This window comes from Variovorax sp. PDC80, assembly GCF_900115375.1.
GTDB lineage: Bacteria > Pseudomonadota > Gammaproteobacteria > Burkholderiales > Burkholderiaceae_C > Variovorax.
The window spans coordinates 205,114-223,804 of sequence record NZ_FOWG01000006.1 but is presented as its reverse complement, the minus strand read 5'-3'; the positions used below and the strand labels follow the sequence as shown (position 1 = coordinate 223,804).

Sequence of the window (18,691 nt, the reverse complement as noted above, 5' to 3'; positions counted from 1 at the left end):
CCGGGCCCGGCGCTGCGCTCAGAGCCCGTGCAGCGCCGCCATCTCGTCGATCAGCCCGCGCTGGAACGCATCGAAACGCGCCGAGGGCTGCTGCAGCCCGAAGAAATCGGTGAACGGGTCCTGCACCTCGGTGCGGTGGCCCGAGAGTTCCTCGACCACCGCGAGCCCGCAGAAGGGCACGCAGGCTTCGGAATAACCGCCCTCGTGCACCACCACCACGCGGCCTTCGCTGTGCCGCGCCGCGAGCGCGTTGACCTGCTTCATCATCTGGCGGAACGACTCGGGATGCAGCTGCATGCGCGCCAGCGGGTCGACCGCATTGGCATCGAGGCCGCTGGCCACCACGATCAGCTCGGGGCGGAAGCGCTCGACCACCGGCGCCACGATGCGCTCGAAGGCATACATGTAGCTCGCGTGGCCGCCGCCGGGCTGCAGCGGCACGTTGACGTTGAAGCCCAGGCCCTCGCCCTCGCCGCGGTCCTCGGCGCCGCTGTAGCCGGGCGGGAAGCAGTTCTCCTGGTGCAGCGAGACGGTCAGCACGTCGGGGCGGTCGTAGAAGATCTCCTGCGTGCCGTTGCCGTGGTGCACGTCCCAGTCGATCACGGCCACGCGCTTGACGCCGTGGCGCGCCTTCATGGTCTCGATCGCCACCGCGATGTTGTTGAACAGGCAGAAGCCCATGCTGTGCTCGCGCAGGCAGTGGTGACCCGGCGGCCGCGTGAGCGCGAAGGCGTTGCGGTGGCGGCCCTGCAGCACGCTGTCCATGGCGGCGATGGCCAGGCCGGTCGAGAGCTTCGCGATCTCGTAGCTGCCGGGACCGAAGGGCGCGACCTCGCCGAGATCGCCGCCGCCCGCATCGCTGGCGGCCTTGAACTTCTCGAGGTAGCTCGCGGGATGCACGCGGCGCAGGTCCTCCTCGCTGGCCATCGGCGCGCTCAGCAGGTCGAGCTGCGCGCTCAGGCCCGACACGTCCATCAGCGACTTGATGCGGCGCTTGGAATCGGGCGACTCGGCCATGCCGCTGCCGGCCATGGGCTGGACCCAGCCGCCGACCGGCAGGAACAGGGCGTGCAGCCCGCCCGGCACGTGCCAGAAGGTGCGTTCATCGTGAAAGAAGGCGGTGTTCTTCATGCGTTGCGTCCTCGGTGGTGTGGGAAAAGGAAGAAGAGGAAATCGATGCCGCCCTTTGGGGCGGATGGCGCTGCACGCTCAGGCCGCGCCAGCCCCAGCGCTCGCGGGCCAGGCCCCAGAGGCCGCGCGGCGCCAGCAGCATCACGGCCACCGCGATGCTGCCCATGGCGATGAGATACCAGCCGCCCGACATCGCGAACCAGGTGTTGAACAGCTCGCGCAGCCCGAAGTAGATCAGCGTGCCGATCAGCGGTCCCTCGATGGTGCCGATGCCGCCGATGATGACGATGAACATCGCGGTCACGACCCAGTTGATGTCGAAGGCCGAGTCGGGCGAGACGAACATCGTGCCCATGAAATGCGCGCCGCCGGCCAGCCCGAAGCCCAGGCCCGAGAGCACGAAGGCGATGAAGCGGTTGCGCCAGACGTTCACGCCGATGCTGGTGGCGGCCAGTTCGTTGTCGCGCACCGCCATCAGCCCGAGGCCGAAGGGCGAGCGCATCAGCAGGTAGACGCCGGCCACGGCCGCGAGGCCGATCGCACCCGAGATCCAGAACGCGTTGCGCTGGAAGGTCTCGGCATCGACCAGCCGCACCGCCTGCAGCGGCACGCCCGATTCGCCGCCGAACAGCGGGAACTTGGCGACCAGCAGCCGCACGATCTCGGCCAGCACCCACATGCCGATCGAGAAGTAGGCATCGCGCAGCCTGAACATCAGCGGCGCCACCGCGGCCGCCAGCAGCGCCGCGCCCACGCCGGCCAGCGGCACCATCCAGTAGGGCGAGAGGCCGAGCCGGTCGGAGACCACGAACACCAGGTAGGCGCCGATGCCGACGAAGGCCTGGTGCCCCATCGACACCAGGCCGGTGTAGCCGGCCAGCAGGTTCCACATCTGGGCCATCGCCAGCACCACGAGCACCTCGCTCAGCAGGCGCAGCAGGCCGGCATCGGCCACCGTGGGCGCGAAGGCGATGGCGAGGGCCGCGGCGAGGAAGCCGATCGAGGGAAAAAGAGAGGGGTTGCGCATCGGGTGTCAGGCCCGTTGGCCCGCGATGCCGTTCGGGCGCACCATCAGGACGATGAAGAACAGCAGGTGCGCATAGAGCGCGCCCGCGTTGGAATCGAGCCGCTGCCCCGCGAGCTGCGCCACGCCCAGCGCGATGCCGCCGGCCAGCGCGCCCCAGAACGAGCCCATGCCGCCGATGATCACGACCTCGAAGGCACCGAGCAGCCGCTCCACGCCCGAGAACGGCGTGAACGAGCTGCGCAGCGCCAGCAGCAGCCCCGCCACCGAGGCGAAGGCCAGCGACAGTCCCATGACCACGCCGTAGACATGGCGCGGCCGCACGCCCATGGTGCGCACGATCTCGCGGTGGTCGGAGGTGGCGCGCACGATCAGGCCGAAGCGCGAGTGCCGCAGCAGCCACTGCAGCGCGCCGAAGGCCAGCACCGCGAGCCCCAACACCAGCACCGGGTACCAGCCGATGCGCAGGCCGCCGATCTCGAAGCCGGCCGTGGCCAGCGCGCCGCCGTCGAGCGCGCGCGGGTCGGCGCCGAACAGCTCGACCATCAGGTTGCGCAGCACCACCGCGATGCCGAAGGTCACCAGCACGGGCGTGAGCGGATCGTCGGTCGCGACCGCGCGGTTGAGCAGCAGCCGCTGCAGCAGGTAGCCGGTGCCGAAGGCGGCCAGCGCCACCGGCACCAGCAGCAGCAGCGGCGACACCTGCGGGAACTGCGCGGCCAGGAACACCGCGAAATAGGCCGCGAGCACGACGAACTCGCCGTGCGCGAGGTTGACCATGCGCATCACGCCGAAGACCAGCGCCAGCCCGAGGCCGAAGAGCGCATAGAGGCCGCCGAGCAGCACGCCGTTGATGAGGGTTTCGATCCAGGCCATGGTGCTTCTCTCAGTGCCCGAAATAGGCGTTGGCGATCTGCGCGGCGCTGAAGTCAGACGCGCGGCCGGCCAGCGTGACGCGGCCCTTGAGCAGGCAGTACACGCGCTGCGCGATGCGGCAGGCGCGCGTCACGTCCTGCTCCACGATCAAGAGCGCCGTGCCCTGCGCCTGGATGTCGCCGAAGGCGCGGTAGATCTGTGCGATCACCACCGGCGCCAGGCCCAGCGAGATCTCGTCGCACAGCATCAGCCGCGGGTTGGCCATCAGCGCGCGGCCGATGCTCACCATCTGCTGCTGGCCACCCGACAGCCGCGTGGCCGGCCGGTGCCGGAACTCGCGCAGGATCGGGAACAGCGCATACACGGTGGCCAGGTTCCAGTGGCCGGCCCGGCCGCACAGCGCGCCCATGCGCAGGTTCTCCTCCACCGTGAGCGAGGCGAACAGCATGCGGCCCTCGGGCACCAGCGCGATGCCGCGGCGCGCGATGCGCTCGGCCGGTTCGGCCTCGATGGCCTGGCCGTCGAAGCGCACCGTGCCGCGGCTGCGTCGGCCCAGGCCCGCGATGGCGCGGATCAGCGTGGACTTGCCGGCCCCGTTGGCGCCGATCAGCGCCGTGGCCTCGCCCTCGCCCACGTCGAGCGAGAGATCGAACAGCGCCTGCAGGTCGCCGTAGTGGCTGCAGAGGTCGCGCACTTCAAGCAGCGGCATGGGTGCCCTCCTCTGCTTCGTCCTCTGCGTCTTCTCCGACGCCCATGTAGATCTCGCGCACCTCGCGGCTGGCCATCGCGGCGGCCGGCGTGTCCTCGAGCAGCTTGCGGCCGAAGTTCAGCACCATGATGCGGTCGGCCACCGCCATCAGCGCCTGCGCGATGTGCTCGATCCAGATCATCGCCACGTCGCGCTTGAGCTCGAGCACCAGCGCGACCAGCACCTGCACCTCGGCCTCGGTCAGGCCGCCCGCGATCTCGTCGAGCAGCAGCAGGTGCGGCCGGGCCGCGAGGCCCTTGGCCAGTTCGAGCCGCTTGCGGTCGAGCAGCGGCAGCCGGCCCGCGGGCACCTCGGCGCGGTCGGCCAGGCCGGTGCGCTCGAGCACCTCCCAGGCCAGCTGCGCGGCCTGCGCGCGCGGCAGCCGCGCCGCGAAGCTGGCGGCGGCCAGCGCGTTCTCGTAGGCGCTCAGGTGCGCGAAGGGCTGCGGGATCTGGAAGGCGCGCGCCACGCCCAGCCGCGCGCGCGCATCGGCGCGCAGGCCCACCAGCTCGCGGCCCTCGAGCCGGATGCTGCCGGCATCGGGCACGGCCACGCCGGTGATCAGGTTGAACAGCGAGCTCTTGCCGGCCCCGTTGGGGCCGACCACGCCGAGGCACTGGCCGCGCGCGAGCGCGAGCGACACGCCGTCGGCCACCACGATCTCGCCGTAGCGCTTGCACAGGCCGTCGATGACGAGGCAATCGGTCATGCGTCGCGGGCTCAGGCCTTGAGCTGCGACAGCAGCTTGAGTTCGTCTTCCACCGGAATCTGCTTCGCGGTGCTGTTGTGCGTGATCACCAGCTCGTACGGGAACTTCGCGCCCGCGGCGGTCTTGCGCCACTGGCCCGCCACCATCGGCGTGACGGCCACGCTCTTGATCGGGCTGCCCTTGAAGTCGATGCGCCCGACCACCGAGTCGAGCTGCAGGTTGGCCAGCGCATCGCGCACCGCCTTCTTGTCCTTGGGGTTGGTCGCGTTCTTGAGCGCCGCGATGCCGACCTCGAACAGCGCATGGCCGTAGCCGATGGGCTGGGTCCACTGCTTGCCCGTGGAGCTCTCCCAGTCGGCCGCGAGCGCCTTGGCGCTCTGGCCGGTCAGCGAGGACTTGAACGGGAAGTTGGGCGTCCACCAGACCTCGGTCGACATGCCGTTGCCGGCCGCGCCCAGCGACTCGACCGCGCTCGGGAACAGGAAGGCCGCCGCCATCGTCACCACCTCGGGCCGGTAGCCCGACTGCTGCGCCTGCTTCCAGAAGGTGGCGAAGTGGTTGGCATAGGCGAAGCCCGAGACGATGTTCGCGCGCGCCGCCTTGAAGCTCGAGACCTGGTTGCTGAAGTCGTCGGTCGCGATCTTGAAGAAGCCGCCGTTGGTCTCCTTGTAGCCGCGCTGCTTCGCGCCGCCCGGGATGCCGGTGGCCGGATCGGCGAAGGCATGGCCCGGGCCGTTGTCGATGTAGAGCGTGCCCAGCGAGCGCTCCACCTTCAGCGGCTCCCACATGCCGAAGAAGTTCTTCAGCACGTCGTCGGCGCCCCAGAAGAAATGGAACGAGAACGGAAAGCCCTTCTGCGGCGTGGAGCCCCGGCCGAAGGTGATGGCCTGCCACGGGCCCATGGTCGAGACCATCGGCACGCCGTTGACGTCGCAGAGCTGGCCGGCCGCCAGCGCTGCATCGCTGTCCTGCACCAGCAACAGGTCGACCTTCTCGCGCAGCAGCAGCTCGCTCGACATCGTGGCGCCGCGGTTGGCGTCGGACTGGGTGTCGCGCACCACGATCTCGACCTTGTAGTTGGTGCCGGCGATGGTCAGGCCGTCCTTCAGCGCGGCGCGCACGCGCTCCAGGCTCCAGGGGTCGGCCTCGCCGAAATTGGCGCGCACGCCCGACAGCGTCGTGAGATAGCCGATCTTGATCGTCTTCGACTGCGCGTGCGACAGCGCCGGCACGCCGGCCAGCGCGGCCGCGCCGCCGCCGATGACGAGTTGGCGGCGCGTCAGCGCGCCGGAAGCTGCGGAATGGGAAGCGGCGGGCATGGAATGCTCCTTGGCGATGGAGGATGGACAGGGCCGCATCCTCCCTCCGCGCGCCGGCTCGCCGTTATCGAAAACTGGCAAATCGCGGGCCGTGGCCGCCGCCCTCATTCGGGGCGCAGGTTGACCGACTTCGCGATCGCGCGGTAGCGCTCCACGTCGGCCTGGTAGCCGCGGCGCAGCTCGGCCAGCGTCTGCTCGGGCGCCACCTTGCTGCCGCCGAGCTCGATGGCGCGGCGCAGCTCGGGCTTGCGCATCATCTCGTTGAAGGCCACGTGCAGCCGCTGCTGCGCCTCCTCGGGCACGCGCTGCGACACCTGCGCGCCGGCCCAGAGGCTGTAGACGAAGTCGTCGAGCCCCTTGCTGGCGCGGATCAGCGGAATGGCGCCGAAGCGCTCGTGCGGCGCGGCGGCCGCGATGCCCAGCGCCTTGACCTTGCCGGCATCCAGCAGGTCGGGCACGTTGCCGGCCAGCGGCGCGAACACCAGGTCGATCTGGCCGCCCAGCAGGTCGTTGATGATCGGCGCGAAGCCCTTGTAGGGCACGTGCAGCATCTTGGTGCCGGTCTGCTGCGTGAAGCGCTCGCCCAGCAGGTGGTAGAGCGAGCCCGGGCCGATGCTGCCGTAGCTCAGTTCCTTCGCGTCGGGCTTGCGCAGCTGCGCGATCAGTTCGTCGACGCTGCCCGGGCCCAGGTCCTTGCGCGCCAGCAGCACCATCGAGGTCACGGCCATCATGCCGATGGGGCGGAAATCCTCGGCCTTGTAGCGCGCGCTGGCGAGCGTGAGCGGCGTGAGCATCAGCTCCATCGGCGAGCCCATCAGCAGCACCGAGCCGTCGGCCGCGCCGTTGGCGGCCTTCATGACGCCCAGCGATCCGCTGGCGCCGGGCACGTTGTCGACCACGGCCGGCTGGCCCAGCAGCCGCGACAGCTCGGGCGCGGCCAGCCGCGCGTTGATGTCGGAGCCGCCGCCGGCCGGGTAGGGAACGATCAGGTTCAGGGTCTTGCCGGCCAGCCCCTGGGCCAGGACGGAGCCGGCCATGGTGGACAGGCCGGCCGCCAGGCCGGCACCGATCATCGAACGTCTGCGCATGCGCTTTACTCCTCGGGTGGTTGTTGTGTGTTCTCGGAAATTCAGGCCGCGGCCAGCAGCGGCGAGCGCGCGTCGGCGAAGGGCACGGCCTGGTGCCAGCCGTGCGCGAGCCGCAGCACCTCGAGGTCGGCACCGGGCCGGCCGATCAGCTGCAGGCCCATCGGCAGGCCGCGCGTCGCGCCGTCGGGCGAGAAGCCGGCCGGCACCGCCATCGCGGGCAAACCAGCAAGCGAGGGGCCGATCGTCACTTCCATCCAGCGGTGGTAGGTGTCCATCGCGCGGCCGCCGACCTCGCGCGGCCAGTGCAGCTCGACCGGCAGCGGGAAGGCCTGCGCGGCCGGCAGCACCAGCACGTCGAAGCGCTCGAACAGCTTCAGCAGCGTGGCATGCCACCGGGTGCGCGTGACGGCGGCCTCGTGCAGCGCGGGCACGGCCAGGCGCTGGCCCTGCTCGATCTCCCAGCAGGCCTCGGGCTTGAGCTTCGCGCGCAGCGCCGGATCGGCATGCAGGCCCTGCAGCGCACCGGCCACGATGAAGCCGCGCAGGCGCAGCCAGGCGGTCCACAGCGCGTCGAAGTCGAAATCGGGCACGGCCGGCTCGACCGTGCAGCCCAGGGTGTCGAAGTGGCGCAGCGCCCCCTCGCACAGCGCCATCACGCCCAGGTCCATCGCCAGGTGGCCGCCGAGGTCGCCGAGCCAGGCCACCCGCGTGCCGCGCAGCTCGGCGTCGAGCGGCTGCGCGAAGGCCTCGCCGTCGCCGGCCAGGCTCAGCGGCGAGCGCGGATCGTGGCCGGCCTGCACCGACAGCAGCCAGGCCACGTCCTCGGGCGTGCGGCCCATCGGCCCTTCGCAACCCAGTTGCTGGAAGAACAGCTCGGGCCCGGGTCCGGTCGGCACGCGGCCCAGCGAGGGCCGCAGGCCGTAGACATGGTTCCAGGCCGCCGGGTTGCGCAGCGAACCCATCATGTCGCTGCCGTCGGCCACGGGCAGCATCTGCAGCGCCAGCGCCACCGCGGCACCGCCGCTGCTGCCGCCGGCCGCACGGTCGAGGTTCCAGGCGTTGCGCGTGGTGCCGAACACCGTGTTGTAGGTGTGCGAGCCCAGGCCGAACTCGGGCGTGTTGCTGCGCCCGACGAAGATCGCGCCGGCGCGGCGCAGCCGCTCGACCATGATCGCGTCGTGCGGCGTGAGCTGGTTCGCGAACAGCGGGCTGCCCATGGTGGTGGGGATGCCCGCGGTGGCGACGAAATCCTTGGGCGCCATCGGAAAGCCGTGCAGCCGGCCCACCGGCTCGCCGCGCGCCAGCCGCGCGTCGCAGGCATCGGCCTCGCGCAGCATCCGTTCGGGCGGCTGCAGCGACACCAGCGCGTTGACCTTCGGGTTGAGGCTGTCGATGCGGCCCAGGCAGGCCTGCATCAGTTCGCGGCACGAGAACTCGCGGCGCTTCAGCGCGGCGGCGAGCGCGCGGGCGCTCGGCAAGGTGGACGGAAAGGACGACATATGGCGATCGACGATAGCGATCGCGCCGCGAAGCGGGTATCAAGAATTGGCAAACCTGGCGTGCCGCGGCCCCCGGGATTCCCCTGGGTCGACCGATCGGCCGGTCGCCCGGTCGGCCCTTCAGTGGTGCATCAACGCCGCGCCGCGCAGCGTCTGCGAGGGCAGCTCGCCGAACTGGCGCCGGTAGTCGGTCGCGAACTGGCTCAGGTGCCAGAAGCCCCAGTGGGCCGCGACGTCCTGCACCGAGCCGGCACCGAGGCGCTTGAGTTCGCGCCGCACGCCGTTGAGGCGCAGCGCCCTGAGGTAGCGCGCCGGGCTCAGGCCCAGCGTTTCCTGGAAGCAATAGTTGAGCTTGCGCTGGCTCGCGCCGATGCGGCTGCAGACCTCGAGCATCGACAGCGGCTCGTCGGGCCGCGCCATCATCAGCTCGCAGGCGCGGCGCACCACGCGGCGCTGTGCCTCGGTGGAGCGCAGCTCGCGCAGGTCCACGTCCTCGGGCAGCGCCTCGAGCCAGGCCAGCAGCACGTCGTCGCGCAGCTGCGTGGTGGCGGTCGGGTCGGCGAGCAGCGCGGGCATCGCATCGAGCGCGGCGAAGGCGCCGAGCAGCGTGCCGCGCAGCGCGCGCATGGTCGCGTCGTCGAAGTGCAGCACCACGCGCCGCGCCAGCCAGGCCGGCGGGCCGCGCTCGTCGAGGCGCTCGGCCAGCGACTGCAGCAGCGCGTTGTCGACCACGATGCCCATCAGCTCGAAGCCCGGCGGGCTGCACAGGTCGAGTTCGTCGCAGCGCCCGACCATCACCGAGCCGGTGTCGAGCCGCTGGCCCGAGAAGCGCGCCTCGCCCTCCTGCCGGCAGGTCAGCGCGAAGCCGCAGCACTCGGGATTCATCTCGCCGTGCTGGCGCAGCGCGCGGTTGGTGGTCTCGCGCACCAGCCGCAGGCCCGGCAGCTGCACATGGTCGAGAAAGCCCGCGAAGCTGCCGCCCGACAGCATGTCGCACTCCAGGTGCCAGCCGCTCTGGCTGCTGGCATAGGCGTCGATGTCGTGCGTGGTGAGGGTCCAGCGCTCGATGGGAAGACGGGAGGTGGAGGCGGTCTGGCAGTTCATGGCGGATATCCACGGGGACGGGGGATCCCCTGGACCGAAGCAATCTCCAGACCAGATTGTTTCGTTGACAACGATCTCAAAGCACCGGGAGAAACCCTCGGCGCCCGGGCCTGAATTCCATCGGATCCACGCGCCCCGAAGAGAATGCGTGGCGATCCACGAACGCCAGGAGACTGCATGAGCCCCCAAGCCACCGGCCGGCTTCAAGGAAGCGACCTGATCATCGAGCGCAGGTTTCGCGCGCCCATCGACGACGTCTGGGCCAGCGTCACGAGGCCCGGGAAGACCGCGCTCTGGTTCGGACCCTGGGAAGGCGAGGTCGGCCAGGGCATGACGGTGCGGCTCCAGCTGGTGCACGAAAAGGACCAGCCCTGGACCGACCTGAGGATCGATGCCTGCGAGGCGCCGCATCGCCTCGCGGTCGCGACCGTGGACGAGTTCGGTGAGTGGCGCCTCGAGCTGACGCTGGCGCAGCAGGACGACATCACCACGCTGCGCTTCGTGCAACGCCTGGACGATCCGGCGCTCGCGGCAGAGGTGGGACCGGGCTGGGAGTACTACCTCGACATGCTGGTCGCCGCGCGCGAGGGCCGCGCGCTGCCCTCCTTCGGCGACTACTACCCCGCGCAGAAGGCCCACTACCTCCAGGGCCTGTAACCCGCCTACTCGAGCTCGCCGCTGGGCTCGAAGCCCGTGGTGCTGTCGAACAGCTTCTGCACGATGGTCTGCAGCACGCGCCGCTCGTCGGCCGTGAGCTGCGCGAACAGCCGCTGCGCGGTGTCGTGCGCGAGCGGCACCATGTCGCGGTAGAGCGCGAGGCCTTCTTCCTCGAGCGAGACGATGACCTTGCGCCGGTCCTCGGCGGAAGGGTGCATGTTGGCCAGGCCGAGGTCGACCAGCCGGTGCTGCGCGCGGCTCACGCGTGCCTTGTCCATGCTGGTCTTGCGCGCGATCTCGAGCGCCGACAGCGCGCCGTATTTGCCGAGCACCACCACGATGCGCCACTCGGGGATCTGCAGCGCGAAGCGGCCGGCGATCGCCTGGCCCACCGACTGGCTCACGCGATTGGCGACCACCGAGAGCTGGAACGGCAGGAAGGTCTCGAGGTCGAAGGCATCGGCGATCGAGCGCGGCGGCGAGGAGGTGCGTGAACGGGGCACGGTGCGAGCGAGGAGGTGAAGGGCGCGGACAGTATAGGAACGCGTTCATGCATCGTGCCCACACAGCGACGATGGACGCACGAGGTTTGCCAGTTTTCGATAACGCGGCAGGGGGTGCGATCCCTATCGTCGCGGCATGGACTATCCCGAACTCGCCCTGCACATCGCCGGCCGATGGCGCACGCAGACCGCAGGCGGCCAACGCGCCGTCGTCGATCCCGCCACCGAAGCCACCCTCGCGCAACTGCCGCTCGCCAGCCGCGACGAACTCGCGCAGGCCGCCGAGTCCGCGCGCCGCGGCTTCGCGCTCTGGCGCGCGAAGAGCGCGCTCGAACGCTGCAACATCCTGCGCACCGCCGCGCAGACGATCCGCGACCAGGCGAAGACCATCGCGCAGGTGCTCACGCTCGAACAGGGCAAGCCGCTGGCCGAGTCGCTGCGCGAGGTCACGCTGTCGGCCGACATCGTCGACTTCCAGGCCGAGGAAGCCAAGCGCCTGTACGGCCGGCTGGTGCCGCCGCGCGTCGAGGGCATCCTCTCGCAGGCCGTCACGCGCCAGCCGGTCGGCCCCGTGGCGGCCTTCACGCCGTGGAACTTCCCGGCCAACCTGCCGACGCGCAAGCTCGCGAGCGCGCTGGCCGCGGGCTGCAGCGTGGTCATCAAGCCGGCCGAGGAGACGCCGGGCACCTGCATGCTGCTGGTGCGCGCCTTCCTCGACGCGGGCGTGCCGCCCGATGCGCTCAACATGGTGTGCGGCGATCCGGCCGAGGTGTCCTCGTTCCTCATCGACCATCCCGCGATCGCCAAGGTCTCGTTCACCGGCTCGGTCGCGGTAGGCCAGCTGCTCGGCGAACAGGCAGCGCGCCACGTCAAGCGCTTCACGGGCGAGCTCGGCGGCCACGCGCCGGTGATCGTCTGCGAGGACGCCGACTTCGCGTTCGCGCTCAGGAACTCGATCGCCGCCAAGTTCCGCAACGCGGGCCAGGTCTGCGCCTCGCCGATCCGCTTCTACCTGCCGCGCGCGCGCTTCGGCGAATGGGCCGAGGCCTTCGTGCAGGCCGCGCGCGCGCTGCGCATCGGTGCCGGCACCGATCCCGCCACGCAGATGGGCCCGCTCGCGCATGCGCGCCGCATCGAGGACATGCAGCGCTTCGTCGACGACGCCGTCGACCGCGGCGCGCGGCTGCTGTGCGGCGGCCGGCGCATCGCGCGGCCCGGCTACTTCTTCGAGCCCACGGTGATCGCCGATGCGCCCGACGACAGCCGCGTGATGCGCCAGGAGCCCTTCGGCCCGATCGCGGTGCTGCAGCCCTACGACACGCTCGACGAAGCGATCGCCGCCGCCAACGCCCTGCCCTACGGCCTCGGCGCCTATGCCTTCACGCGCGACCTGCAGACCGCGCACCGCCTGGGCGAAGCGCTCGAGGCCGGCATGGTCGGCATCAATCACTTCGGCGTCTCGCAGCCCGAGATGCCCTTCGGCGGCTGGAAGCAGAGCGGCATCGGCCAGGAGATGGGCGCCGAGGGCCTGCTGCACTACACCGAACTCAAGACCATCACCGTGGGAGTCCCCGCATGACGACAACAGACATCGACGCACTCAAGGAAGACAACGCCCGCTACCTGTGGCACCCCATGGCCCATCCGCAGGCCATGCAGAAGAGCAAGCCCGACATCGTCGCGCGCGGCCAGGGCTGCTGGATCTGGGACGTGGACGGCCACAAGATGCTCGACGGCGTCGGCGGCCTGTGGGCCGCGAACCTGGGCCACAGCAACCGGGCGGTGCGCGACGCGATCGTGGCGCAGCTCGACGAGCTACCGTTCTACAACGTGTTCCGCGGCACCACGCATCCGCGCGCGATCGAGCTGTCGAAGCGCATCGTGCAGACGATGGAACCCGACGGCGTGGCCGCGGTGTTCTTCAGCAACGGCGGCTCCGACGCGGTGGAAGGCGCGCTCAAGCTCGCGCGCCAGTACTGGAAGCTGCAGGGCCAGGCCGACCGCTACAAGTTCATCGCGCTGCGCCAGGGCTACCACGGCGTGCACTTCGGCGGCATGAGCGTGAACGGCAACCTCAATTTCCGCCGCGCCTACGAGCCCCTGCTGCCCGGCTGCTTCCACGTCGACACGCCGTGGCTCTACCGCAATCCCTACACGCAGGACCCCGAGGCGCTCGGCGAGATCTGCGCCACGCTGCTCGAGCGCGAGATCCAGTTCCAGGGACCCGACACCGTGGCCGCGTTCATCGCCGAGCCGATCCAGGGCGCCGGCGGCGTGATCGTGCCGCCGCCCAACTACTGGCCGCGCGTGCGCGAGATCTGCGACAAGTACGGCGTGCTGCTGATCGCCGACGAGGTGGTCACCGGCTTCGGCCGCGGCGGCGCGCTGTTCGGCACGCGGCTGTGGAACGTCAAGGCCGACCTCTGGTGCCTGGCCAAGGGCATCTCCTCGGGCTACGTGCCGCTGGGCGCCACCGCCATCGGCGCCAAGGTGGCCGAGGTCTTCCTCAACGACCCCACGGGCCAGGCCGCGGTGGGCCATGGCTACACCTACAGCGCGCATCCGGTGGCCGCGGCGGCGGCGCTCGCCACGCTCGACCAGATCGAGGCGCTCGACGTGCCCGGCAACGCGGCGCGCGTGGGCGCGCATTTCCAGGCCCGCGTGCGGCCCTTCGTCGACCGGTTCAGCTTCGTCGGCGACGTGCGCGGCATGGGCCTGATGCTCGGCATCGAGATGGTGGCCGACAAGGCCACGCGCACCACCTTGCCGCGCGGCAACCCGATCGCCGCGAAGGTGGCGCAGGCGGCCTACCGGCGCGGGCTGATGGTGCGCATCTCGGGCCCGAACCTGATCCTGTCGCCGCCGCTGGTGATCACGCGCGAGGAAGTGGACTACATGGTCGATGCGCTCGAGGGCGCCTTCGCCGACGTGGAAGCCACGCTGTGAGCAAGGTGCCGACCGTCCTGCTGATCGGCACCGCCGACACCAAGAGCGCCGAGCTGCTGTTCATGCGCGAGTGCATCGAGGCCGGTGGCGGCCGAGTGGCCGTGATGGACGTGGGCGTGCTCGACGGCGCGCCCTTCGTGCCCGAGATCACGAATGCCGAAGTGGCCGCGGCCGCCGGCCGCAGCGTGGCCGAAGTGGCGGCCAGCGGCGACGAGAACAGCGCCATGACCCTGATGGCGCGCGGCGCCGCCAGGCTGGCCGCGCGCTGGCATGCCGAGGGCCGCATCGACGGCCTGCTGGCGCTCGGCGGCACCATGGGCACCGACCTCGCGCTCGAGGTGGCGCAGGCGCTGCCGCTGGGCGTGCCGAAGGTGGTGGTCTCGACCATTGCCTACTCGCACCTGCTGCCGCCCGAACGCATTCCGCCCGACCTGATCATGGTGCTGTGGGCCGGCGGCCTCTACGGCCTCAACAGCCTGTGCCGCTCTGCCCTGAGCCAGGCCGCGGGCGCGGTGCTCGGCGCCTGCCGCCAGGCGCGCGCGCCGGCCTTCGAGCGGCCGCTGGTCGGCATGACCTCGCTGGGCTCGAGCGCGCTGACCTACATGAAGACGCTCAAGCCCGCGCTCGAGGCGCGCGGCTACGAGGTCGCCGTGTTCCACACCACCGGCATGGGCGGTCGTGCCTTCGAGGCGCTGGCCGCCGAGGGCCGCTTCTGCGCCGTGATGGACTTCAGCCTGCAGGAACTGGCGAACCAGCTCGGCGGCTCCTGCGTGACCGCGGGGCCCGACCGGCTGCTCGGCGCCGGCCGCGCCGGCACGCCGCAGATCGTGGCGCCGGGCGCCATCGACATGCTCGACTTCCCGGCCTGGCAGCCCACGCCCCGAGGCCTCGAAGGCCGGCCGGCCCACACGCACAACCGGCTGCTGGCCTCGGCGCTCAGCGCGCCCGCGTTCCGGCGCGGCGTGGCGACCGAGATCGCGAGCCGCCTGGCGCGCGCGGAAGGCGCCACCTGCGTGCTGCTGCCGCTGCACGGTATCGAGGGCTGGGACCGGCCCGGCGAACCGCTGCACGATCCCGAAGGCCTGGCCGCCTTCACCGCCGCGCTGCGCGACAGCGTCGGCGCCACGCGCCTGATCGAGCTCAACGCGCACATCAACGACGCCGCCTTCTGCGAGGCCGCGCTGCGGGTGTTCGATGCCTGGGTCGCCGACGGCACCGTGCCCGCGGGGAGGCCCGCATGAGCGCGACGCACGCAACACAGGCGCTGGTGCTCGACTTCGGCGGCGTCATCAGCCGCACGCTGTTCGAGACCCATGCGTTGACCGAGGAAGCGCTCGCGCTGCCGCGCGGCACGCTGACCTGGCGCGGCCCCTTCGACCTCGCGAGCGATCCGCTGTGGCGCGACATGCAGGCCGACAAGCTCTCGGAGCGCGACTACTGGATGGCGCGCACCCGCGAGGTCGGCGCGCTGGTGGGCGAGCGCTGGGACGCGATGGAAACCTTCGTGCAACGCGCGCGCGGCGCCGATCCCGAAGCCGCGATCCGGCCCGAGGCGCTGGCCGCGATCGAGGCCGCGCGCCGCGCCGGCTGCCGACTCGCGATCCTCTCGAACGAGCTCGACCTGTTCTACGGCGCCGACTTCCGCCGCCGCCTGCCCTTCATGGCGGCCTTCGACGTGGTGGTCGACGCCACCCACACCGGCGTCCTCAAGCCCGATGCGCGCGCCTACCGGCAGTGCCTCGACGAACTCGGCCTGCCGCCCGAGGCCTGCGTGTTCGTCGACGACCAGCTGCGCAACATCGCCGGCGCCGAGCGCGTGGGCCTGCGCTGCGTGCACTTCGACGTGATGCAGCCCGCCGCGAGCTACGCGCGGGCTCTCGCGCTGTTGGGCATTCCCTCTTCCTCTTCGCAACGACCATGACCCCGACCTTCGAACCCACCGTGCCGCGCGAACGCGTGCAGGCCCTGATGCGCGCCGAGCAGGAGCGCTACGCGCGCACCCATGCGCGATCCGGCGAACTCTTCGCGCAAGGCCAGCAGGCCTGGCTCTATGGCGCGCCCTCGCACTGGATGCGCCGCTGGATCGGCGGCTGGCCGCTCTACGTGCAGGACGCGAAGCTGCCCTACGGCGCGCGCTTCGTCGACGTCGACGGCCACGGCTACGCCGACTTCTGCCTCGGCGACACCGGCGGCATGTGCGGCCATGGCCACCCCGCGGTGGTCGAGGCGCTGGCGCGGCAGGCGCGCATCGGCAGCTCGCTGATGCTGCCCACCGACGACGCGGCCTGGGTGGGCGAGGAACTCGCGCGCCGCTTCGGCCTGCCCTACTGGAACCTCACGACCTCGGCCTCGGACGCCAACCGCGCCTGCATCCGGCTCGCGCGCATGGTCACGGGCCGGCCACGCGTGCTGGTGTTCTCGGGCTGCTACCACGGCTCGGTGGAAGAGGCGCACGTCGAGCTGCGCGACGGCGCGGTCGCGATGCGCAACGACATCCATCCCAACGGCTTCCCGCACGACCGCCTGTCGGCCGTGGTCGAGTTCAACGACCTGCCCGCGCTCGAACGCGCGCTGCGCGCGGGCGACGTGGCCTGCGTGCTGGCCGAGCCGGCCATGACCAACTACGGCATGATCGCGCCCGCGCCCGGCTTCCACGACGCGCTGCGCCGCCTCACGCGCGAGACCGGCACCCTGCTGGTCATCGACGAGACCCACACCATCTCGAGCGGCCCCGGCGGCTACACGCGCGCGCACGGCCTCGCGCCCGACATGTTCGTGATCGGCAAGGCCATCGCCGGCGGCATTCCCGCCGCGGCCTTCGGCCTCAGTGCCGAGACCGCCGAGCGCGTGTGGCAGGTGCTGCCCAAGCTGCATCCGACCAAGCGGCAGTCGGCGCATGCCGGCTTCGGCGGCACCTTGGCCGGCAATGCGCTCACCGTGGCCGTGATGCGCGCGGTGCTGTCGCAGGTGCTGACGCCCGAGGCCTTCGAGCGCATGCTCGCGCTCGCCGAGCGGCTGGCCGATGGCGTGAACGCGAGCATCGCCAGGGCCGGCCTGCCCTGGCACGCGACCCAGGTCGGCGCGCGCGTCGAGACCCTGTTCTGCCCCGACGCGCCGCGCAACGCCGCCGACGTGCGGCGCACGCGCGACGGCGAGCTCGAGGCGCTGCTGCACCTCTACATGATGAACCGCGGCGTGCTGATCACGCCCTTCCACAACATGATGCTGTGCTGCCCCGGCACCACCGCGCGCGAGGTGGACGAACACGATGCGGCCTTCGCCGATTTCGCGCGGGAGTGCAGCGCATGAGCGGCAACGATCCCTTCGGTCTGCAGGGCAAGGTCGCGCTGGTCACCGGCGGCGGACGCGGTATCGGCGCCGCGATCGCGCAGGCCTTCGCCGAGGCCGGCGCCTCGGTGCTCATCGCCAACCGCACCGGCAGCGCCGGCGAGGCCGTGGCGGGCGAGTTGCACGCGCGCGGTTTCGCCGTGCAGGCACTGGCCTGCGACATCGGCCGGCGCGACGAGGCCGAGCGCGCGGTGGCCGAGGCGGTGCGCGTCTTCGGCGCGCTCGACATCGTGGTCCACAACGCCGCGGTCAATCCCTGGGCCGCGATCGACGCCATGAGCGACGAGCAGCTCGAGCGGACGCTGGCCGTGAACCTCAAGGCCTGCTTCTGGCTCGCGCAGGCGGCGGTGCCGCACCTGCGCGCGCGCGGCGGCGGACGGCTGCTCGTCACCTCTTCCGTGACCGGCCCGCGCGTCGCCATGCCCGGCAGCGCCCACTACGCGGCCAGCAAGGCCGGCGTCAACGGTTTCATCCGCAGCGCCGCGCTCGAGTACGCGCGCGAGGGCATCACCGTCAACGGCGTCGAGCCCGGCTACATCGCCAAGCAGGGCGGCTCGCTGCTGTCCGATCCCGCGAAGGCCGCGCGCATCGCGCGCCACATCCCGATCGGCGAGCTGGGCCGGCCCGAGGACATCGCCCTGGCGATGCGCTTCCTGGCGAGCCCCGCCGCGCGCTACATCACCGGGCAGACCATCGTGGTCGATGGCGGCTCGACCCTGCCCGAGAGTCCCTTCTTCGCGGAGCAGGCATGAGCAGCGGAAGGCTGCAAGGCAAGGCCTGCCTCGTCGTCGGCGCCGCGAGCGGCATCGGCGCGGCGGTGGCCGCACGCTTCGCGAGCGAGGGCGCGCGCGTCGCCGTCGCCGGCTGGCCGCGGCCGCAACCGGTGGGCGACGGCCCCGCGCTCGACTGCGACGTGACCGACGACGACGCCGTGCGCGCGACCGTGACCACGGTGATCTCGGCCTTCGGCCGCATCGACGTGCTCGTGAACTGCGCCGGCATCGTGCGCAACGACGACGCGGCCGACATCGACGACGCGGACTGGCGGCGGCTGCACGAGGTCAACCTCGGCGGCACCATGCGCTGCCAGCGCGCGGTGCTGCCGGGCATGGTGGCGCAAGGCGGCGGCGCGATCGTCAACATCGCCTCGGTGGCGGCCTTCAATGCCGGTGCCGGCATGGCCAGCTACGCCGCCAGCAAGGCCGGCGTGGTCGCGCTCACGCGCTCGGCCGCGCAGGCTTATGGGCCGCGCGGCGTGCGCGTCAATGCGCTGTGCCCCGGCTGGGTCGACACGCCGATGAGCCGGCAGGAGATGCGCGACCTGGCTGCCGAGCGCGGCATCTCCGAGGAAGCCGCGCATGCACAGACCGTGGCGCGCATCGCGCTCGGGCGCATGGCCTCGGCCGAGGAGATGGCGGCCGCGTGCCTGTTCCTCGCGAGCGACGAGGCGTCGTTCGTGACGGGTGCGGCGCTGGTGGCCGATGGGGGGGCGCGGGTGCCGGCGTCGGCGCGCTCGGCGTAGCAGGCTGTTGAATTTCTCGGTGTCGTACTGACCGATGTAGCCAGCGCCAATCCAACGGGCCCAAATGGACGCCTTTGAGAGCCAGCTCGGGCCTCGCGAGCACGCCTCTGTGCTGCTTTATTCAGCCAGGCATAGGCCAGCCGCCGCCTCATGGCATCGCTCCTAGCGGCACGCCGTACGCATTCGGGCCGTCCGCACGACAGGAAAATGAGCTATC

General features: G+C 71.4%; 18 protein-coding genes. 8 read left to right on the top strand and 10 right to left on the bottom strand.

The genetic code is table 11. The annotated features are described in order from the left end of the window. Nucleotides 1–18 precede the first annotated feature (18 nt). From BM109_RS18925 to BM109_RS18885, 9 genes are all read right to left on the bottom strand, one after another. A complete protein-coding gene (locus BM109_RS18925) occupies nt 19–1,131 on the bottom strand; it encodes a class II histone deacetylase (protein WP_093345508.1) in 1,113 nt (370 codons plus the stop codon). Next, a complete protein-coding gene (locus tag BM109_RS18920; protein ID WP_093345505.1) occupies nt 1,103–2,158 on the bottom strand; it encodes a branched-chain amino acid ABC transporter permease in 1,056 nt (351 codons plus the stop codon). The genes BM109_RS18925 and BM109_RS18920 overlap by 29 nt, the downstream gene beginning before the upstream one ends. A gap of 6 nt (nt 2,159–2,164) precedes the next feature. Continuing rightward, complete coding sequence (locus BM109_RS18915) at nt 2,165–3,031, bottom strand: branched-chain amino acid ABC transporter permease (protein ID WP_057590101.1); 867 nt, start codon at nt 3,029–3,031, stop codon at nt 2,165–2,167. Between the two features lie 10 nt (nt 3,032–3,041). After that, entirely contained in the window at nt 3,042–3,740 is a 699-nt protein-coding gene (locus tag BM109_RS18910; RefSeq protein ID WP_093345503.1) for an ABC transporter ATP-binding protein, read from the bottom strand. Beyond that, nucleotides 3,727–4,488, bottom strand: coding sequence for an ABC transporter ATP-binding protein (locus tag BM109_RS18905; protein ID WP_093345500.1), 762 nt, complete (start codon nt 4,486–4,488; stop codon nt 3,727–3,729). The genes BM109_RS18910 and BM109_RS18905 overlap by 14 nt, the downstream gene beginning before the upstream one ends. A gap of 11 nt (nt 4,489–4,499) precedes the next feature. Next, the gene (locus BM109_RS18900; protein WP_093345498.1) at nt 4,500–5,807 is read right to left on the bottom strand and encodes an ABC transporter substrate-binding protein; all 1,308 of its coding nucleotides are present in this window, start codon (nt 5,805–5,807) and stop codon (nt 4,500–4,502) included. Between the two features lie 104 nt (nt 5,808–5,911). Next, on the bottom strand, nt 5,912–6,895 hold the full coding sequence (locus BM109_RS18895; protein WP_093345495.1) for a Bug family tripartite tricarboxylate transporter substrate binding protein: 984 nt from the start codon (nt 6,893–6,895) through the stop codon (nt 5,912–5,914). Nucleotides 6,896–6,936: 41 nt separating this feature from the next. Beyond that, nucleotides 6,937–8,373: an amidase gene (locus tag BM109_RS18890; RefSeq protein ID WP_256222659.1), complete on the bottom strand. Its 1,437-nt coding sequence runs from the start codon at nt 8,371–8,373 to the stop codon at nt 6,937–6,939. Between the two features lie 141 nt (nt 8,374–8,514). Further along, complete coding sequence (locus BM109_RS18885) at nt 8,515–9,498, bottom strand: helix-turn-helix domain-containing protein (RefSeq protein ID WP_093345490.1); 984 nt, start codon at nt 9,496–9,498, stop codon at nt 8,515–8,517. Between the two features lie 177 nt (nt 9,499–9,675). Here BM109_RS18885 and BM109_RS18880 point away from each other — a divergent pair, with 177 nt between their 5' ends. Next, entirely contained in the window at nt 9,676–10,155 is a 480-nt protein-coding gene (locus BM109_RS18880) for an SRPBCC family protein (RefSeq protein WP_093345487.1), read from the top strand. 5 nt (nt 10,156–10,160) lie between these two features. Here BM109_RS18880 and BM109_RS18875 read toward each other — a convergent pair whose 3' ends face one another. Beyond that, nucleotides 10,161–10,658: a MarR family winged helix-turn-helix transcriptional regulator gene (locus tag BM109_RS18875; RefSeq protein WP_093345485.1), complete on the bottom strand. Its 498-nt coding sequence runs from the start codon at nt 10,656–10,658 to the stop codon at nt 10,161–10,163. A 136-nt stretch (nt 10,659–10,794) separates the two neighbouring features. Here BM109_RS18875 and BM109_RS18870 point away from each other — a divergent pair, with 136 nt between their 5' ends. The 7 genes from BM109_RS18870 to BM109_RS18840 are packed head-to-tail and all read left to right on the top strand — an operon-like array spanning nt 10,795 to nt 18,474. Next, nucleotides 10,795–12,237, top strand: a complete 1,443-nt coding sequence (locus BM109_RS18870) for an NAD-dependent succinate-semialdehyde dehydrogenase (protein ID WP_093345481.1) — start codon at nt 10,795–10,797, stop codon at nt 12,235–12,237. Continuing rightward, nucleotides 12,234–13,604: an aminotransferase class III-fold pyridoxal phosphate-dependent enzyme gene (locus BM109_RS18865; protein ID WP_093345479.1), complete on the top strand. Its 1,371-nt coding sequence runs from the start codon at nt 12,234–12,236 to the stop codon at nt 13,602–13,604. Before BM109_RS18870 ends, BM109_RS18865 begins: the two co-directional genes overlap by 4 nt. Further along, nucleotides 13,601–14,845 (top strand): Tm-1-like ATP-binding domain-containing protein, encoded by a 1,245-nt coding sequence (locus BM109_RS18860; protein WP_093345476.1) that lies wholly within the window; start codon nt 13,601–13,603, stop codon nt 14,843–14,845. The genes BM109_RS18865 and BM109_RS18860 overlap by 4 nt, the downstream gene beginning before the upstream one ends. Further along, nucleotides 14,842–15,525 carry an HAD-IA family hydrolase gene (locus BM109_RS18855; RefSeq protein ID WP_093345473.1) on the top strand — a complete coding sequence of 228 codons (684 nt, stop codon included), beginning with the start codon at nt 14,842–14,844 and terminating at the stop codon, nt 15,523–15,525. Before BM109_RS18860 ends, BM109_RS18855 begins: the two co-directional genes overlap by 4 nt. Continuing rightward, nucleotides 15,522–16,913 carry a transaminase gene (locus BM109_RS18850; RefSeq protein WP_093345471.1) on the top strand — a complete coding sequence of 464 codons (1,392 nt, stop codon included), beginning with the start codon at nt 15,522–15,524 and terminating at the stop codon, nt 16,911–16,913. The genes BM109_RS18855 and BM109_RS18850 overlap by 4 nt, the downstream gene beginning before the upstream one ends. Then, on the top strand, nt 16,910–17,704 hold the full coding sequence (locus BM109_RS18845) for an SDR family oxidoreductase (protein ID WP_093346146.1): 795 nt from the start codon (nt 16,910–16,912) through the stop codon (nt 17,702–17,704). Before BM109_RS18850 ends, BM109_RS18845 begins: the two co-directional genes overlap by 4 nt. Next, entirely contained in the window at nt 17,701–18,474 is a 774-nt protein-coding gene (locus tag BM109_RS18840) for an SDR family NAD(P)-dependent oxidoreductase (RefSeq protein WP_093345468.1), read from the top strand. The genes BM109_RS18845 and BM109_RS18840 overlap by 4 nt, the downstream gene beginning before the upstream one ends. Nucleotides 18,475–18,691: the final 217 nt, after the last annotated feature.

What these genes read in the sequence shown, in the direction of transcription:
- BM109_RS18880 (WP_093345487.1), top strand. Translation starts at nt 9,676, where the DNA reads ATGAGCCCCCAAGCCACCGGCCGGCTTCAAGGAAGCGACCTGATCATC.
- BM109_RS18895 (WP_093345495.1), bottom strand. Translation starts at nt 6,895, where the DNA reads ATGCGCAGACGTTCGATGATCGGTGCCGGCCTGGCGGCCGGCCTGTCC.
- BM109_RS18855 (WP_093345473.1), top strand. Translation starts at nt 14,842, where the DNA reads ATGAGCGCGACGCACGCAACACAGGCGCTGGTGCTCGACTTCGGCGGC.
- BM109_RS18870 (WP_093345481.1), top strand. Translation starts at nt 10,795, where the DNA reads ATGGACTATCCCGAACTCGCCCTGCACATCGCCGGCCGATGGCGCACG.
- BM109_RS18840 (WP_093345468.1), top strand. Translation starts at nt 17,701, where the DNA reads ATGAGCAGCGGAAGGCTGCAAGGCAAGGCCTGCCTCGTCGTCGGCGCC.
- BM109_RS18910 (WP_093345503.1), bottom strand. Translation starts at nt 3,740, where the DNA reads ATGCCGCTGCTTGAAGTGCGCGACCTCTGCAGCCACTACGGCGACCTG.
- BM109_RS18865 (WP_093345479.1), top strand. Translation starts at nt 12,234, where the DNA reads ATGACGACAACAGACATCGACGCACTCAAGGAAGACAACGCCCGCTAC.
- BM109_RS18905 (WP_093345500.1), bottom strand. Translation starts at nt 4,488, where the DNA reads ATGACCGATTGCCTCGTCATCGACGGCCTGTGCAAGCGCTACGGCGAG.
- BM109_RS18925 (WP_093345508.1), bottom strand. Translation starts at nt 1,131, where the DNA reads ATGAAGAACACCGCCTTCTTTCACGATGAACGCACCTTCTGGCACGTG.
- BM109_RS18900 (WP_093345498.1), bottom strand. Translation starts at nt 5,807, where the DNA reads ATGCCCGCCGCTTCCCATTCCGCAGCTTCCGGCGCGCTGACGCGCCGC.
- BM109_RS18920 (WP_093345505.1), bottom strand. Translation starts at nt 2,158, where the DNA reads ATGCGCAACCCCTCTCTTTTTCCCTCGATCGGCTTCCTCGCCGCGGCC.
- BM109_RS18850 (WP_093345471.1), top strand. Translation starts at nt 15,522, where the DNA reads ATGACCCCGACCTTCGAACCCACCGTGCCGCGCGAACGCGTGCAGGCC.
- BM109_RS18845 (WP_093346146.1), top strand. Translation starts at nt 16,910, where the DNA reads ATGAGCGGCAACGATCCCTTCGGTCTGCAGGGCAAGGTCGCGCTGGTC.
- BM109_RS18885 (WP_093345490.1), bottom strand. Translation starts at nt 9,498, where the DNA reads ATGAACTGCCAGACCGCCTCCACCTCCCGTCTTCCCATCGAGCGCTGG.
- BM109_RS18915 (WP_057590101.1), bottom strand. Translation starts at nt 3,031, where the DNA reads ATGGCCTGGATCGAAACCCTCATCAACGGCGTGCTGCTCGGCGGCCTC.